Origin of the sequence: Streptococcus sp. FSL R7-0212, from assembly GCF_038007985.1 — a bacterium.
Lineage (GTDB): Bacteria > Bacillota > Bacilli > Lactobacillales > Streptococcaceae > Streptococcus > Streptococcus parauberis.
This window is the reverse complement of record NZ_JBBOYF010000001.1, coordinates 1,537,939-1,552,339: the sequence shown is the minus strand read 5'-3', so window position 1 is coordinate 1,552,339 and position 14,401 is coordinate 1,537,939. Positions and strand designations below refer to the sequence as shown.

At 36.5% G+C, this 14,401-nt stretch carries 13 protein-coding genes; 11 read left to right on the top strand and 2 right to left on the bottom strand.

Annotated features, from left to right (window positions below):
- The first annotated feature begins 5 nt into the window (after window positions 1-5).
- From MKY69_RS07845 to MKY69_RS07805, 9 genes are all read left to right on the top strand, one after another.
- On the top strand, window positions 6-1,232 hold the full coding sequence (locus tag MKY69_RS07845) for an MFS transporter (RefSeq protein WP_004234948.1): 1,227 nt from the start codon (window positions 6-8) through the stop codon (window positions 1,230-1,232).
- A 16-nt stretch (window positions 1,233-1,248) separates the two neighbouring features.
- Window positions 1,249-2,133, top strand: coding sequence for a shikimate dehydrogenase (locus MKY69_RS07840; RefSeq protein WP_003107408.1), 885 nt, complete (start codon window positions 1,249-1,251; stop codon window positions 2,131-2,133).
- 174 nt (window positions 2,134-2,307) lie between these two features.
- Window positions 2,308-3,282: an alpha/beta hydrolase gene (locus MKY69_RS07835; RefSeq protein WP_311201950.1), complete on the top strand. Its 975-nt coding sequence runs from the start codon at window positions 2,308-2,310 to the stop codon at window positions 3,280-3,282.
- 12 nt (window positions 3,283-3,294) lie between these two features.
- Window positions 3,295-3,816, top strand: a complete 522-nt coding sequence (locus tag MKY69_RS07830; protein ID WP_004234953.1) for an SLC13 family permease — start codon at window positions 3,295-3,297, stop codon at window positions 3,814-3,816.
- Complete coding sequence (locus MKY69_RS07825; protein ID WP_004234956.1) at window positions 3,791-4,618, top strand: hypothetical protein; 828 nt, start codon at window positions 3,791-3,793, stop codon at window positions 4,616-4,618. Before MKY69_RS07830 ends, MKY69_RS07825 begins: the two co-directional genes overlap by 26 nt.
- Window positions 4,619-4,794: 176 nt before the next feature.
- Complete coding sequence (aroD, locus tag MKY69_RS07820) at window positions 4,795-5,544, top strand: type I 3-dehydroquinate dehydratase (protein ID WP_004234958.1); 750 nt, start codon at window positions 4,795-4,797, stop codon at window positions 5,542-5,544.
- Window positions 5,545-5,562: 18 nt separating this feature from the next.
- The gene (locus tag MKY69_RS07815) at window positions 5,563-8,469 is read left to right on the top strand and encodes an NADH-dependent flavin oxidoreductase (protein WP_013794190.1); all 2,907 of its coding nucleotides are present in this window, start codon (window positions 5,563-5,565) and stop codon (window positions 8,467-8,469) included.
- 83 nt (window positions 8,470-8,552) lie between these two features.
- Entirely contained in the window at window positions 8,553-9,461 is a 909-nt protein-coding gene (locus tag MKY69_RS07810; RefSeq protein WP_004234962.1) for an AEC family transporter, read from the top strand.
- A gap of 113 nt (window positions 9,462-9,574) precedes the next feature.
- On the top strand, window positions 9,575-10,183 hold the full coding sequence (locus tag MKY69_RS07805) for a VTT domain-containing protein (RefSeq protein WP_003107403.1): 609 nt from the start codon (window positions 9,575-9,577) through the stop codon (window positions 10,181-10,183).
- 24 nt (window positions 10,184-10,207) lie between these two features.
- On the opposite strand, the gene MKY69_RS07800 is transcribed toward MKY69_RS07805, so the two are convergent.
- Complete coding sequence (locus tag MKY69_RS07800; RefSeq protein ID WP_003107401.1) at window positions 10,208-11,425, bottom strand: ABC transporter permease; 1,218 nt, start codon at window positions 11,423-11,425, stop codon at window positions 10,208-10,210.
- Window positions 11,422-12,315, bottom strand: a complete 894-nt coding sequence (locus MKY69_RS07795; RefSeq protein ID WP_003107400.1) for an ABC transporter ATP-binding protein — start codon at window positions 12,313-12,315, stop codon at window positions 11,422-11,424. The genes MKY69_RS07800 and MKY69_RS07795 overlap by 4 nt, the downstream gene beginning before the upstream one ends.
- 189 nt (window positions 12,316-12,504) lie before the next feature.
- On the opposite strand from MKY69_RS07795, the gene MKY69_RS07790 reads away from it, so the two are divergent.
- Both MKY69_RS07790 and MKY69_RS07785 read left to right on the top strand, forming a co-directional pair.
- On the top strand, window positions 12,505-12,966 hold the full coding sequence (locus MKY69_RS07790) for a YbaK/EbsC family protein (protein WP_003107398.1): 462 nt from the start codon (window positions 12,505-12,507) through the stop codon (window positions 12,964-12,966).
- Window positions 12,967-13,432: 466 nt separating this feature from the next.
- Entirely contained in the window at window positions 13,433-14,392 is a 960-nt protein-coding gene (locus MKY69_RS07785; protein ID WP_004234965.1) for a glutathione S-transferase family protein, read from the top strand.
- The last annotated feature ends 9 nt before the right edge of the window (window positions 14,393-14,401 follow it).

The window sequence follows — 14,401 nt, the reverse complement described above, 5'->3', positions numbered from 1 at the left end:
CCCCGATGAAAAATAAGTATGTACCGACTATTGGTGCACTTTATATAAACTATATTTTTCAAGGTATAGCGGCCATTATCATTTCACAAAATATGACTGTTTTAGAGGGTAGATGGCAAGCTTCACTTAGTCAAATAACATTAGTGATTAGTGCTATTGGTTTTGGCCGAGTTCTAAGTGTCAATTTAGCAGGTTTCTTATCTGATTACTTAGGTCGAAGAAAAGCTGTTATTCTTGGTGTTTTATCCTATATAATTTTTTACTTAGGTTTAACATTTTCAAACTCTTATATTTTGGCCTTTATTTTTGCTATCTTTGCAGGTATTGGAAACTCATTTCTAGATACATCAACCTATCCAGTTGTTGTTGAAGCTTTTGAGGATCACAATAACAATAGTGCCCTAAGCGTTTTAAATAAAGCATTTATTTCAGTTGGTCAGTTTATCTTACCATTAGTTACCAGTTATATTTTTAGAAATCATCTCTATTTTGGTTGGACTTTTATTGCATCCGCAGTTTTCTTGATAGTAAATATTTTCTTCCTTGCTAAACTTCCATTTCCTAAACTTTTTGGGAATAGTGAAAAGTTATCTGAAGAACAACTATCAGAAGACACAAAATTGTTATGGGTACAATCAAATTTTGCCATTGAAGGGGTATGTCTATTAATTTTTTCACTGGTTTCCGTGTCACTCTTCAATATTTTTATTATCTGGATTCCTACTTTTGCTGAAACTGTTGTCGGAATTGCTAAAACAGATAGTTTAATGTTTGTCAGTCTCTATAGTATTTGCTCATTTACTTCAGTATTTATCACATCAGCAGTTGTTAAACGTGGACTTAATGTTGTCAACTTCATGATTTTCTGTACAACGATCACAGCACTCGCAATTACGGGAATGGTTACTCATCCCAAATTGGTTACAGTAGTAATAGCTACTGTGGTAATCGGAGTTTTCGCTGCAGGAGGTATCTGGCAACTGGGGCTTGCCACACTTTTGGACTTCTTCCCACAGAGGAGAGGTTTAGTGACTAGTTATTATTCTTTAGCAACTTCACTTTCTGTTATGGGAGCACCATTTTTAACAGGGGTCGTGGCTGAGAAGAGTATTGAGTTAGTCTTTGTTCTAGTTGCTGTATTAGCACTATTAGGGTCAATTGTTTTAACTATCGTTTCGTTTCGTTATCAAAAAGTCTTTCATTCTGAGACTAACATAATAGATATTCATTAAAAGAGAGGTAATTCTTATGTCAGAACGTTTATCAGGTCACACTTTATTAATTTCACTTATAGCTACACCAATTCGTCACAGCCTATCTCCAAAAATGCATAATGAAGCTTTTGCGAAATTAGGCTTAGATTATGCTTACCTGGCTTTTGAAGTTGGTAATGAAGAATTAGCTGATGCTGTACAAGGTATACGTGCTCTAGGCATTCGTGGATCAAATGTATCAATGCCAAACAAACAAGCAATCATTCCTTATCTTGATGAAATTTCACCAGCAGCAGAATTAGTTGGAGCAGTTAATACCGTTGTCAATAAAGATGGCAAAGGACACTTAGTTGGTCACGTTACTGATGGAACAGGAGCAGTTCGTGCATTGGCTGAAGAAGGTGTGGATATTAAAAATCAAATTATCACATTAGCTGGAGCTGGCGGAGCAGGAACTGCCATAGCCGTTCAACTCGGCTTAGATGGCGCAAAAGAAGTTCGTATCTTCAACCAAAAAGATCCAAGTTACGCAAATGCTGAAAAAACAGTTGAAAAAATTAATGATCGCACAAATACTAAAGCAAGTGTCTGTGATTTAGCAGACCAAGAGGCCTTCAAAAAATCAATTGCTGAATCATCAATTTATATTGATGCCACAGGTGTCGGAATGAAGCCTCTGGAAGATCAAAGCCTTATCAATGATCCAGAAGTTATTCGTCCAGACCTTGTAGTTTTTGATGTTGTTTATAGCCCTGCAGAAACAAAATTATTGAAATTCGCTAAAGAAAACGGTGCTAAAAAAGCAATAAATGGACTTGGCATGATGTTGTATCAAGGTGCAGAAGCATTCAAATTATTCACGGGAGAAGAAATGCCTGTAGAATATATCCGTGATTTATTATTTAATGAAAAAAACTAAATAGTATTTAGAAAGACTCATTCATGTAAGTATGAAGTACTAACATGAGGAGTCTTTTTTGTTTTCCAAATATATTTATCTATAGAAATAAATTATGAATTCGCTTTCTAAATTTTATGGAAAATCTTTGTGAAAAAGTTATCAAATCATGTTAAACTATTAACAAGATTAGAAATGAAAGGTAATTTAATTATGGAATTAAAACCATTCCCCGGATATGAAAATCATCTTTTTAGCTATTTGAGTGACGAAAGTTCTGAAACTAAAGCAAGAAAAGAAGCACAAGGAAAAGCTATGATGGATTTTCAGCTTCCAGAAGATATGAATATGGAAGATATCATGATTCCAGGTCCAGATAAGGATCAAGAACTCCAATTACGACTTTTTAAAGCAAAAGATTTACCTAAGCATTCACCAATTATATTGGATATTCATGGAGGAGGTTTTGTTGCTGGTACAGTTGCCCTTGATAATGCGCGATGTCTAGCATTAGCACAACGTGTTCCAGCAATTGTAGCTGCAGTTGAATATCGTCTATCAGGTGGAAAAAAGGGTTATCATTTTCCAATGCCACTTGAAGATTGTCATGCAGCCTACATGTATTTACATGACCATGCTGAGGAGTTGGGTGGAAATCCAGATTTAATGGGTATCCATGGGTCAAGTGCGGGAGGAAATCTTGCAGAAGGTTTAGCCCTTTATCTAAGAGATCGTAATGAACCAATGCCTAAATTAACAGTTCTCAATTGTCCAACCTTTGATACAGCTATTGAAGAGTTATACTCATTCCAACAACTAATTCAACTAAAAATGGGACCAGATAAGAAAGCTTTAGGTGCAGAAGCAACCTATCTAGGAGGCTATAATGGTCAACAACCATCATATTATGCTTTCCCAGGCCTTTGCCATGATATAGGAGGACTTGGTCCGACAATGATTATTGCTGGTGAATATGATACCTTACGAGACAGTGCTTGGAACTATACTCAGAGACTTCTACGCGCCGGTGTTCCATGTGAGTTCTTCTTGGCACCGCGACTCGGACACTGTTTTACTGCAGCCCCACACCCATATACCGACTTTGTCCATGATATGATGGCATGGTCCTATAAAAGAGAATTTGGTCTTTTGAACAATTTAAAAAATTGAGGAGATAATACTATGAGTCCAGCCGTACTTGCACTATTGATGCTTGTCATCGTTGTCGCTTTTATCCTGTGGAATAAAGTTCCTTTAAACTTTATCATGTTTGTTGTACCCGTTATATTTAGTTTTTTAATGGGTTACAATGTTATGGAAACAAGCACATTTATTATTAATCAAATTAATCTCGTGATGTCTCAAACTGGATATATGCTCTTGTTTGGTTTGATCTATTTTACTATGGTAACTGAAACAGGAATGTTTGATACCATAGTAAACGCCGTCATGAAAAAAGTTGGAGATAAGCTCAATGTCATCGGAGTTATGATTTTAACCACGATTTTAGGAGCAATAGCTTACCTCACAGCCAACATGTCAACAACCTATCTAATCGTTTTTCCAATCATGATTCCGCTTTACAAGAAGTTTAAATTGGATCGTGATTTTGCCTTCATTATTTGTCAAACTGCCATAGGCGCCATGTGTTGGTTACCCTGGGGGAATCGGATTAATCATGTCTGCAACAATGGCCGGAACTGATGCGGAAACGCTGGCAGTTGCAGCGATGCCCTGGGGACTTTGCTTTATTCCTGCAATAATACTTCAGTATGTCTATTTTGCCTATAAACATAAAAAAGAACATGGTACATTAGGACTATCTAAAGATACAGTTGAAGCTGAAGTCGAAAAATTAGAAGAAAAACCTAATGCCAGACCAAAACTATTCTGGTTTAACCTATTCGTATTTCTTGCTGTAATTGTTGCATTGGCATATTTCAAGATTCCATCTTATCTCGTATTTGTTGCTGCATCAATTATTACAGCCATGGTTAACTATCCAAAAGATTTTGGAGCTATTTGGAATAAAGCTGGTATTACATTTTTTAACGTTGTCTTGATGCTTCTAGCAATTTGTTTCTATCTAGCAATTTTCAACGCAGCACCAGAAGACGGAAGTAAATTATCAATGGTTGCTTCACTTGCACAGTTACTCAAAGGTATATTCCCTGTATTCTTAATGCGTTACATCCATATTATATTCCTAGCCTTCTGTGTACCAATTATTTATTTTGTACCTTATCAGTTATATAATGCCTTTTATCCATTATTTATCACAATTGGAGCAACATTTGGATTATCACCAATAATGGTCATTGCCCCATTTGTATGTAATTTAGCACTTGCTACATCTGTAACACCAATGAATTCAGCTACCTATGTAGGTGCAACACTTTGTGAAATTGAGCCAACATCATTCACAAAACGCGGGGTAATCATTATGTCTGTGACAAATATCATTGTAATTATAACAGCAATTATCTTTGGTGTTCTCCATTTTTAAAATTTACAAAGAAAAAGGAAATATCAAGTTTCCTTTTTCAGTTCAATTAATAGATTTTGTCTATTAATCAGATAAAAAAGAATCATTAGTTTTCTATCATTGCCCATGATATACTTTTAGTGAAAAGTATCACATTTTAATAGGGATTTATTTGAATAAAAGTGAGGGTAGTATTTATGAAAAAAACAGTAATGGTCGATCAAGTTGAGATTGGTCAAGGACAGCCTAAAATTATTGTGCCAATTGTGGGTACAAATAGTCAAGATATCTTAGATGCGGCAAACAATATTAGCAAAATTGATTGTGATTTTGTAGAATGGCGTATTGACCATTATAAGGAAGTAAAGGATGCTAAAGCAGTTGCTACCTTATCATATAAAGTAAAAGATATCCTCAAAAAACCTTTGTTAGTTACATTTAGATCAGAACGTGAGGGTGGTGTCTGTGCTCTTTCAGACCAAGAATATGGAAATCTTTATCTATCTTTAATTGACGAAGGGAAATTGGATTTACTTGATGTGGAACTCTTTATGCCAGAAAATATTGTCAAAATAATTGTTAATAAGGCTCATCAAAAAGGGATTAAAGTCATTATGTGTAATCATGATTTTGATAAAACACCAGCTCAAGAAACAATAGTTGACCGTCTCAAAATGATGGAGGCTAAGGGTGCTGATATTTGTAAGATTGCCGTTATGCCACAATCTAAAGACGATGTTTTGACCTTGTTACAAGCAACTGCAATTGCTGATGATCAAGTTGCATGTCCATTAATTACGATGTCTATGGGTAGTCTAGGTATGGTTAGTCGGGTCAGTGGAGAAGTATTTGGCTCTGCAGCAACCTTTGGTTCAGCTGGGCAAGCTTCTGCCCCAGGACAGGTTCCTGTAAGCTTATTAAGAGATATTCTGACAACTTTAAACTGAATTAGAAAAGGATAAAATATGACAAAAACTTTAATAGATAATATCAGCTTGACCTCAGGTCAAGAACTTAAAAATCGTCTTGTTATGGCTCCCATGACGACACAATCAGCTTATTTTGATGGTAGTATTACAGAAGAGTTGATTAAGTATTATGCTGAACGATCTGGAACAGCTGGTACAATTATTGTCGAAAGTGCTTTTGTGGAAGATAAAGGACGTGGTTTCTTTGGCGCACTTGGGATTGACCACGATGATAAAATTCAAGGGCTTAGCCGATTGGCGCAAGCCATAAAAAATAAAGGATCAAAAGCCTTGATCCAAATTTATCATGCTGGTCGCATGGCATGGCCTGAAATGAATGGTGGGGCAACCCCAATTTCAGCTTCTGCAGTAGCAGCACTAAGACCAAACGCACCGGTACCAACTGAAATGACGCACCAAGAAATCTTAGAAATGGTCGAAGCCTTTGCCAACGGTGTACGTCGCGCGATTCAAGCTGGATTTGATGGTGTTGAATTGCATGGTGCAAATACATATCTTTTACAACAATTCTTTTCTCCTCATTCAAATAGAAGACAAGATGCTTGGGGTGGTAGTATAGAGAAACGTGCTAAGTTCCCATTAGAAGTCCTAAAAGCAGCTCAAGCAGTTAAACAAGAAGAGAATGCGCAAGACTTTATCATTGGTTACCGTTTCTCGCCAGAAGAATTAGAAGAACCAGGGATTCATTTTGAAGATAGTATGTTCCTCTTAAATAGCTTAGCTGAAGTTGGACTTGATTATGTTCATTTTTCAATGGGGGCTTACTTAAGAAGTTCTATCATTAATACAAATGATTTAGAACCCACTATTAATAAGTATACTGCTCAACGTTCAGAAAAACTTGCACAAGTACCAGTTATGGGAGTTGGAGGTATCATGCAGAAAGCAGATGCTGAAAAAGCTTTGGAAGCTGGTTATGATTTATTAGCAGTAGCAAAAGGTTTCTTAGTTGAAACAGACTGGGCTGCAGCAATCATGGCTGACAAAGTAATTCCTACTTTTGCTGATATCCATGACCGTGAAAAGTTAATCATTCCGACACCTTTATGGAAATTTATGGATGAAACATTCTTCTTAGTTAAAGATACAGTTGCTGAAACTGAGAAAGCAGAACGTCTAAAAACATTGATGAATAAACCACTGGAGTACAAAGCTGGTACATATCGTGTGATGGCTCATGGACATAATAGTGAATTACCAATGGTTGTAACCTTCAATGACGAATCTATAACTGAAATCAAAATCGACAGTGCTGGTGAATCAGCTGGTCTTTCTGATTTAGTTTTTGAAAAAATGCCAAAACAAATCATTGATTTCCAAACTTTAAATGTTGATGCCGTTTCTGGAGCTTCATCAACCAGCCAAGGTGTCATTGATGGCGTTTCCGAAGCTGTAATGCAAGCCAGTGGTCAAGATGCCGTTGATGTATTGAAAGCTCGTCCAAAACCAACTGTTCATCGTTCAACAGAAGTAGTCGATGAGTCGGTTGATCTTGTCGTTGTAGGTGGTGGAGCAGCCGGAATTGCTGCTGCCCTTCGTGCCGATCAACTTGGTTTAAGTGTCACCTTAATTGAGAAACTCAGCTTTATTGGTGGGGCAATCTCTGTTTCTGGGGGAAACCAAGTTGTCATGGGATCGCAATTACAAATCCAAGAAGGCGTTATTGATGATAATGCGCAAATCATGTATGAAGACTTTATGGAAAATGGAAACCAAAAAAATGTTCCCGAATTGCTTGAACTTTTGACTGAGAATGTTGGTCAAGCAACAGATTGGGTAAATCAATATATTGGTGTCCAATATGATAAAGGCTTACACGTCCTCGCGGAATACAGAAAAGATCGGGAATTAGCTTATGCCCATGGTGGACATGGCTTTGCTGATACAGTCCGTGAAAAAATGGCAGCATCAAATGTTAACCTACTCCTTCAAACAAAAGCTGAAAAACTTTTACATGATGGACAAGGTAATGTGACCGGATTAGTTGCTGTTGAAGAAACAGGTAAAACGCACCGTATTGCAAGTAAAGCTGTTATTCTTACCACAGGTGGTTATGGTAATAACAAAGCCCTCTTATCAGAAGACCTTAAAGATGTCTTGTTCTACGGGACAAGCTCATCAATGGGTGAAGGTCTCTTAATGGCTCAAGTTCCTGAAATTGATGCCGCAAGTCGTTTAATGGAGTTTGGTAAAATCTATCCAAATGGTGTCGAAGTTGCACCTGGCTATGCTAAATCAACAATTGGTGGTAACCTAGCAGTCCTCAAACAAAATGGCCTCTTGGTGTCAACAGATGGCAAACGTGTCGTAAATGAACGAGCAAGTAACCATGACATACTTGAGGTGTTGATGGAACAAAAAGCTAAACTGCTATACCTACTCTTAGACCAAAGACATTTTGATATCTTCCGAAAAGAAATTGCCGAAGGCGGAATTTCCGAAGCAGAAGTGACATCATGGTTAGATGCTAATGGCCAAAAAACGCCTTACCTTTTCCATGCTGACACTTTGGAAGAATTAGCAGAGCGCGCAGGCATGGACAAAGAAGCACTTGCTGAAACTGTAGAACGTTATAACAGCTTTGTTGAAACTGGTACAGATAGCGACTTTAACAGAGAAAATCGTTTCTTACAAGAAAAAGTTGGTGCTGGACCATATTACATGATCGAGCAACGTCCACGTTTTGCAACAACTATGGGTGGACTCGTGGTTAACAAAAATCTTGCAGTTGAAAATACTAAAGGGGAAACAATCAAAGGCTTATATGCAGCCGGTGAAGTTGTTGGCGGTGTTATGGGAACAGACTCGCCATCAGGAGCTAATAATGCTTGGGCATTAACTTCAGGTAAATTAGCTGCCGAAAGTTTTTCACAAAATTTATAATAAAAAACTAAATGACAGGCCAGTCTGCCTGTCATTTTTGTGGGCTCAGAATGTGATATACTATTTAGGTAAAGGAGTTGCGCGTGCTTACCATATTAATTAAAGCTAGCAGTTTTGTGCTAGTTGTCTGTTTAGGTTATTTTTTTAAGAAAAGAGGACTAATTAGCTTGCAAGAAGGGCATGCTCTGTCCAAAATTGTGATGACAGTGACATTGCCTTGCGCATTATTACTGTCCGCAAAAAGCATTACCCTGTCAGGATTTCTCTTAATCCCGCTAGGTCTAGCTTTGCTTGCTAATGGGCTGATGCTTGCATTAGGTTATATAAGAGGTCGGAAGGCTGAGCCTTTAAGCAAAACCCAAAATGTTATTCAATTGTCGGGATTCAACATTGGCAACTTTGCGTTCCCATTTGTCCAAAGTTTTTTTCCAGTTTCTTATTTGATGTATGTCATACTTTTTGATACCGGAAATGCCATTATGGTCTTTGGCGGCAATTATGCGGTGGCTAGTCTCTTTAGCCCTGGTTCTGAAAAATTAACAGTTGGTGCATTCTTGAAAAAACTCTTGCATTCAGTTCCTTTTGTCACCTATCTTATCTGCTTCGTTCTCTCCATCTTACAGTGGCATTTACCAGGTCCAATCTTAACTATTGCAAAGGTCGGAGCAGATGCTAATCCCTTTTTAGCCATGTTTGTCTTAGGGGTGATGGTTGATCTCAAATTTAACCGACAAGCCCTTCAAGAATTGGGACAACTACTTGGTCTTCGTCTTTTCGGCTCTGGGCTAATGGTTGCACTGGTCACATTGCTACCGTTGGATATGGTTGTCAAGCAGATGTTGACCATCTGCTTACTAGCTCCAATTGCTGTCGTTACCCCACTCTACGCACAAGAATTAGGAATCAAAAGTTCAGTACCAGCCACCGTGAATTCACTGACCATCTTGTCCAGTATTGTTTTAATCACGATTTTTTTACTGAGCTTCGTATAAGCTTTCTTTAAGTTTATTACAGTATCTTAGATTAAATAAAAATAGGATAGCTTTTTTCTCGATTTTACGCTAAGCTTATTAATGTTACTATATTTCAAAATTAAAGGATTTTTATGTTTACCAATTTTATTAACTTGATTTTAACTCAATACGGTCTATATGCTTTTTTAATTATCTTTCTGATTATCTTTGTTGAAACTGGCTTAGTCTTCTTTCCATTCTTACCAGGGGATTCCCTCTTGTTTATGACAGGTGCTTTTATTGCAAAGAGTGCTTATAATCCAATCCTTTTTATTTTTATTCTTGCTGTGGCTGCTATTCTTGGAGACTTTGTCAATTATAGTCTGGGTCGAAAATATGGGTTATCCTTGAGAAAAGTTCCTTTCTTTGGGAAATTTATTAAGGATAGTCATATTGCTGAGACTGAGCATTTCTTCCTTAAGTATGGGAATATTGCTATTTCTCTAGGGCGTTTTGTTCCGATTGTCAGAACCTTTATTCCCTTTATTTCCGGAATTGGAAAAATGGATACTAAGAAATTTTTCATCTTTAACTGTATTGGTGGCTTATCATGGGTAATCATTGGTATTTTAGCAGGTTTCTTCTTCGGTTCAATTCCATTTGTTAAGGCACACTTTGAATTAATTATGTTAGCTATTGTTTTTGTTTCAGTTCTGCCGATTATTTTTATGGTCATTAAACGCCAAATGAATAAAGCATAGAAAAAAAGAGGTTGCCCTCTTTTTTTAATTGTGAGCTAAGCCTTTCTTAAGACTCTTGAAGAATCCAATATCATCCGTTTGTAAGATTAGTCCTGAATAGGATTTACCAATAAAGACAATTAGGAGAAAAGCAGCAAGTGCTAAAATAGCTAATGAGAGAAAACTTTCCATCTGGCTAGCATAGCCATTGATTAAACGAACGGGCATGAAGAAGGTTGAGAGAAAAGGAATGTAAGAACCAATTTTCAAGGCTAGTAAGTCGCTACCAGCTTGTCCTAGGGCAAATGAACCTAAGAATCCAACCATTACTAAGTATATGGCGGGTTGAGCGGCTTGATTAGCTTGCTCAGCTCGAGCAACTAGTGAGCCACATAAGGCAGCTAGGACTACAAAGATGAGAAGCCCTAATACTGCAAATCCTAAAATTGTGATATCAAAATGTTTGAAAACTTGTTTTAAGAGTGGTTTAACGGATGTAACCATATCTTTTGTACCATCAAGTTTACTTAAGATTTCATAAGTTAGGTAACCACCAACAATATAGATAAGGACATGTGTTAAAATGACGCCGAAGATACCAAGAATCCGTCCATAGAAGTATTTCTCTGCAGGAACACTAGAGAAGACGACTTCCATAATTTTTGTTCCTTTTTCAGAGGCTATCTCTTGAGCAGTTTGTGCAGCATAGATGATGATAATCATATACATGATAAAAATCAAACCGTAGAAAGAAATAAATTTAGCAGCAGTTGCTGTTTCATTTTTCTTTTCTGAGACAACTTTTAATTCTGGTTTTTGGTTTATTGCTTTAATTTGATCTGGGGATAGATTTGCCGTCATCATGCTTAATTGTGTTTGTAGTTGATAGAGTGATTGATTTATCATCCCTTTTGTTTGCATTGATAGTGAATCTTTTCCTTTATAAGTACCGACGATATGATTATCTTTGTTTTCAATAAGTAAGTATCCAGTGACTTTTTCTTTGTCCAAGGCTTTCTTTGCTGCCTCTTTTGTGTTGTACTTATAGGTTACATTATCTAAATTTATTAAAGCGGTTTTATAATCTTTTGCAGGAACGACAACAGCAATCTGATTCGCTTTTTCTGCAGAATTACCTGAAATATAGCTAATTCCAGTTGAGATAGCTAAAAAGATAAAAGGGGAAATAATCATGAAGAAAAAGGTCCATGATTTAACTTGTCTGAGATAGGTTTCCTTGGTTACAATCCATAATTCTTTCATGATTTAACTCCTGATTTTAATTTAAAGATTTCATCAATAGAGGGGGCTTGTTGATCAAATGTTGATAAATAGCGTCCACCACTAATTAAATCAAATAGTTGTGGACCAGCAGATGCATCATCTAAAATGAGACGCCAATTACCTGAATTATTTTTGCTATAAGATGTTACATGAGGCAAAGTTTGCAATCTTTCTTCAGGTAAATCACCTGGTAGGAAGAGTCGCGTTTTCCCAAAAGCATCTCTTATTTCTTGAATGCTACCATTGAGGACAACTTGACCATCATTTATCATAATCAAATGATCACATAGTTCTTCAACATTTGTCATAACGTGGTCAGAGAAGATAATAGTTGCACCACGTTTTTTCTCTTCTAAGATAACTTTTTTTAGAATGGCTGTATTAACTGGATCTAGTCCAGAAAAAGGTTCATCTAAAATAATTAAATCAGGTTCATGAATTAAGGTAATAATCAATTGGATTTTTTGTTGATTCCCTTTTGATAAACTTTTTATTTTGTCGGTAGCTTTCCCTTTGACTTCTAACTTATCCAACCAAATAGGTAATTTTTCTTTGATTTCTTTACTAGTCATCCCTTTAAGGCTGGCCAAATAATGGACTTGTTGATAAACAGTTAATTTGGGCATTAAGCTTCGTTCTTCGGGCAGGTAGCCAACATTAGAATAACTGCCTCGAGTAAAGGGTTTATTGTTAAAGTGAATATCACCTTGATATGAGACGAAATTTAAAAGTGAATGAAAGAAGGTTGTTTTACCTGCTCCATTTTTGCCTACAAAACCACAGATTTTCCCAGTTTCAATGTCAAAAGACATGTCTTTAAGAATCTCTTTTTTTCCATAAGATTTGGATAAATGATTAATCTGTAACATCTGTTTACTCCTAAGGGTATTTGTAAAGTTACCTTTACAAAAATAGTATAGCACGCTTGACAAATATGTCAATAGAAAACATATAAACGGTTAAATTTTTCTCATTTAATACAGAATTTGCTTTTCTAATGACTACCTGAAAGAACTGTAGTAAAATAGAGGTAAGATGAAACGAAATTAGGTTATCTAGTGAAAGATTTAAAACAAGTATTTACCCAAGCTGATTTTTATTTTGAGTGGTATGACCATGAGCCCATTTTTACTTATGAAGGGGCGGAAGCAATGAAAGCTGAGAAAGGTTTTTGGGGAACAGAAACCAAGTCACTCTACTTAAAAGATAAGAAGAAAAGGCACTATGTTTATTTGACATTGCCGGAAAAACAGGTCGATTTCAAAGCTCTTAAAGAAGCCACTGGCTTAAGATTGTCGATTGAAAAAACAGATGTTATGGAGATTATGACTGGTCAAGAAGCGGGAGCTGTTGGCCCTTTGGGCTATGAAGAAGAAACACCCTTAATTTTTGACAAGGAATTACTAGGACATGAGAAGTTGGTCTTTGCGCCAGGGACACCGTGTTCAACTATAGTTGTGAAGAGCTCTGATTTGGAGAAAATTTGTCAGGTTTTAGGTATAACTTTCATTTCGGTATAAAATAATCCAGATCAAAAGCAAGATGTGGATTTAATTTTTTTTCAATATAATTATAGAGTTTACTATCAACTTTGACAAATTGATCGGCGATTGCTTTATTGGGGTCAAGGAGGAGATAACTATCCTCACTTAAGAGCAGAGTATCATCGTTTTTAAAGGCGAAGTACTTGTACTTCTTGTTATTAATTGTATCTTGTCTTAAAGTATATGCAATGCGAGTGGTTCGATAATTCAGACTGGCCTTGCCATTTTTTGAAATAGCTATTAAATGTGTCCCATTAATTTTTGAGAAATAGCAAGGCAGAATAATTAGGAATTCTGATTACAGAATTTTTTTGATAGCCAATTTATCACTTAACGGTCGTGCTGAAAGCATTCCTCCTGAGACTCATGCTGAAAATTGGTAAAATCAATCACTGCCATGTTAAAATGAAGGTAATTATTAGAATTTCGAAGGAGAAAATATATGGGGTTATTAGTCGATGGAAAATGGCAAGACAAATGGTATGATACCAAATCAACAAAAGGGAAATTTGTGCGGTCACAAGCACAGTTTCGCAATTGGGTAACCAAAGATGGTTCTGCTGGACCAACAGGAGAAGCGGGCTTTAAAGCAGAAGCCGACCGTTACCATTTGTATGTATCCTATGCTTGCCCCTGGGCTTGTCGAACGTTAATGATGCGTGCCTTAAAAGGTCTAGAAAGAGTTATAACTGTATCGGTGGTTCACCCTCTAATGCTTGAAAATGGTTGGACTTTTGACTCATCTAAATCAGATGTCAAAGATGACCTCTATGGTTTTAACTTCTTGTATGAATTATATTTAAAAGCCAATCCTGAATATAGTGGACGCGTGACGGTGCCAGTTCTATGGGATAAACAGAAAGAAACAATTGTTAGTAATGAATCAGCAGAAATTATCCGAATGCTTAATATAGCCTTCGAAGCCTTCCAAGACAATTCAACTGATTATTACCCAGATGAACTAGCCTCTGAAATTGATGATATGAATGACTTTGTCTATAACAACATAAATAATGGTGTATACAAAGCAGGCTTTGCGACAGAACAAGCTGTTTATGAAACAGAAGTAGCTAATCTTTTTAAAGCATTAGATCAGTTAGAAGAGGTACTTGAAAACCAAGACTATCTAATTGGAAATACGTTTACAGAAGCAGATATTCGTCTTTTTACGACACTAGTTCGTTTTGATTCGGTGTATCATGGTCATTTTAAATGTAACTACCAGCCACTTACTAGCTATAAGAATTTGTGGCACTACACAAAAACGATTTACAACATGCCAAAAATTGCTGAAACAGTATATTTTGATCATATCAAAGAGCACTATTATGGCAGTCATAAAACAATCAATCCTACAGGGATTGTTCCCAAAGGACCAATGCTTGATTGGGAACTCAACTGATTATGTTTT

Coding starts and splice junctions, on each gene's coding strand:
- MKY69_RS07845 (WP_004234948.1), top strand. CDS start 6: ATGAAAAATAAGTATGTACCGACTATTGGTGCACTTTATATAAACTAT.
- MKY69_RS07840 (WP_003107408.1), top strand. CDS start 1,249: ATGTCAGAACGTTTATCAGGTCACACTTTATTAATTTCACTTATAGCT.
- MKY69_RS07835 (WP_311201950.1), top strand. CDS start 2,308: ATGAAAGGTAATTTAATTATGGAATTAAAACCATTCCCCGGATATGAA.
- MKY69_RS07830 (WP_004234953.1), top strand. CDS start 3,295: ATGAGTCCAGCCGTACTTGCACTATTGATGCTTGTCATCGTTGTCGCT.
- MKY69_RS07825 (WP_004234956.1), top strand. CDS start 3,791: ATGTCTGCAACAATGGCCGGAACTGATGCGGAAACGCTGGCAGTTGCA.
- aroD (WP_004234958.1), top strand. CDS start 4,795: ATGAAAAAAACAGTAATGGTCGATCAAGTTGAGATTGGTCAAGGACAG.
- MKY69_RS07815 (WP_013794190.1), top strand. CDS start 5,563: ATGACAAAAACTTTAATAGATAATATCAGCTTGACCTCAGGTCAAGAA.
- MKY69_RS07805 (WP_003107403.1), top strand. CDS start 9,575: ATGTTTACCAATTTTATTAACTTGATTTTAACTCAATACGGTCTATAT.
- MKY69_RS07800 (WP_003107401.1), bottom strand. CDS start 11,425: ATGAAAGAATTATGGATTGTAACCAAGGAAACCTATCTCAGACAAGTT.
- MKY69_RS07795 (WP_003107400.1), bottom strand. CDS start 12,315: ATGTTACAGATTAATCATTTATCCAAATCTTATGGAAAAAAAGAGATT.
- MKY69_RS07785 (WP_004234965.1), top strand. CDS start 13,433: ATGGGGTTATTAGTCGATGGAAAATGGCAAGACAAATGGTATGATACC.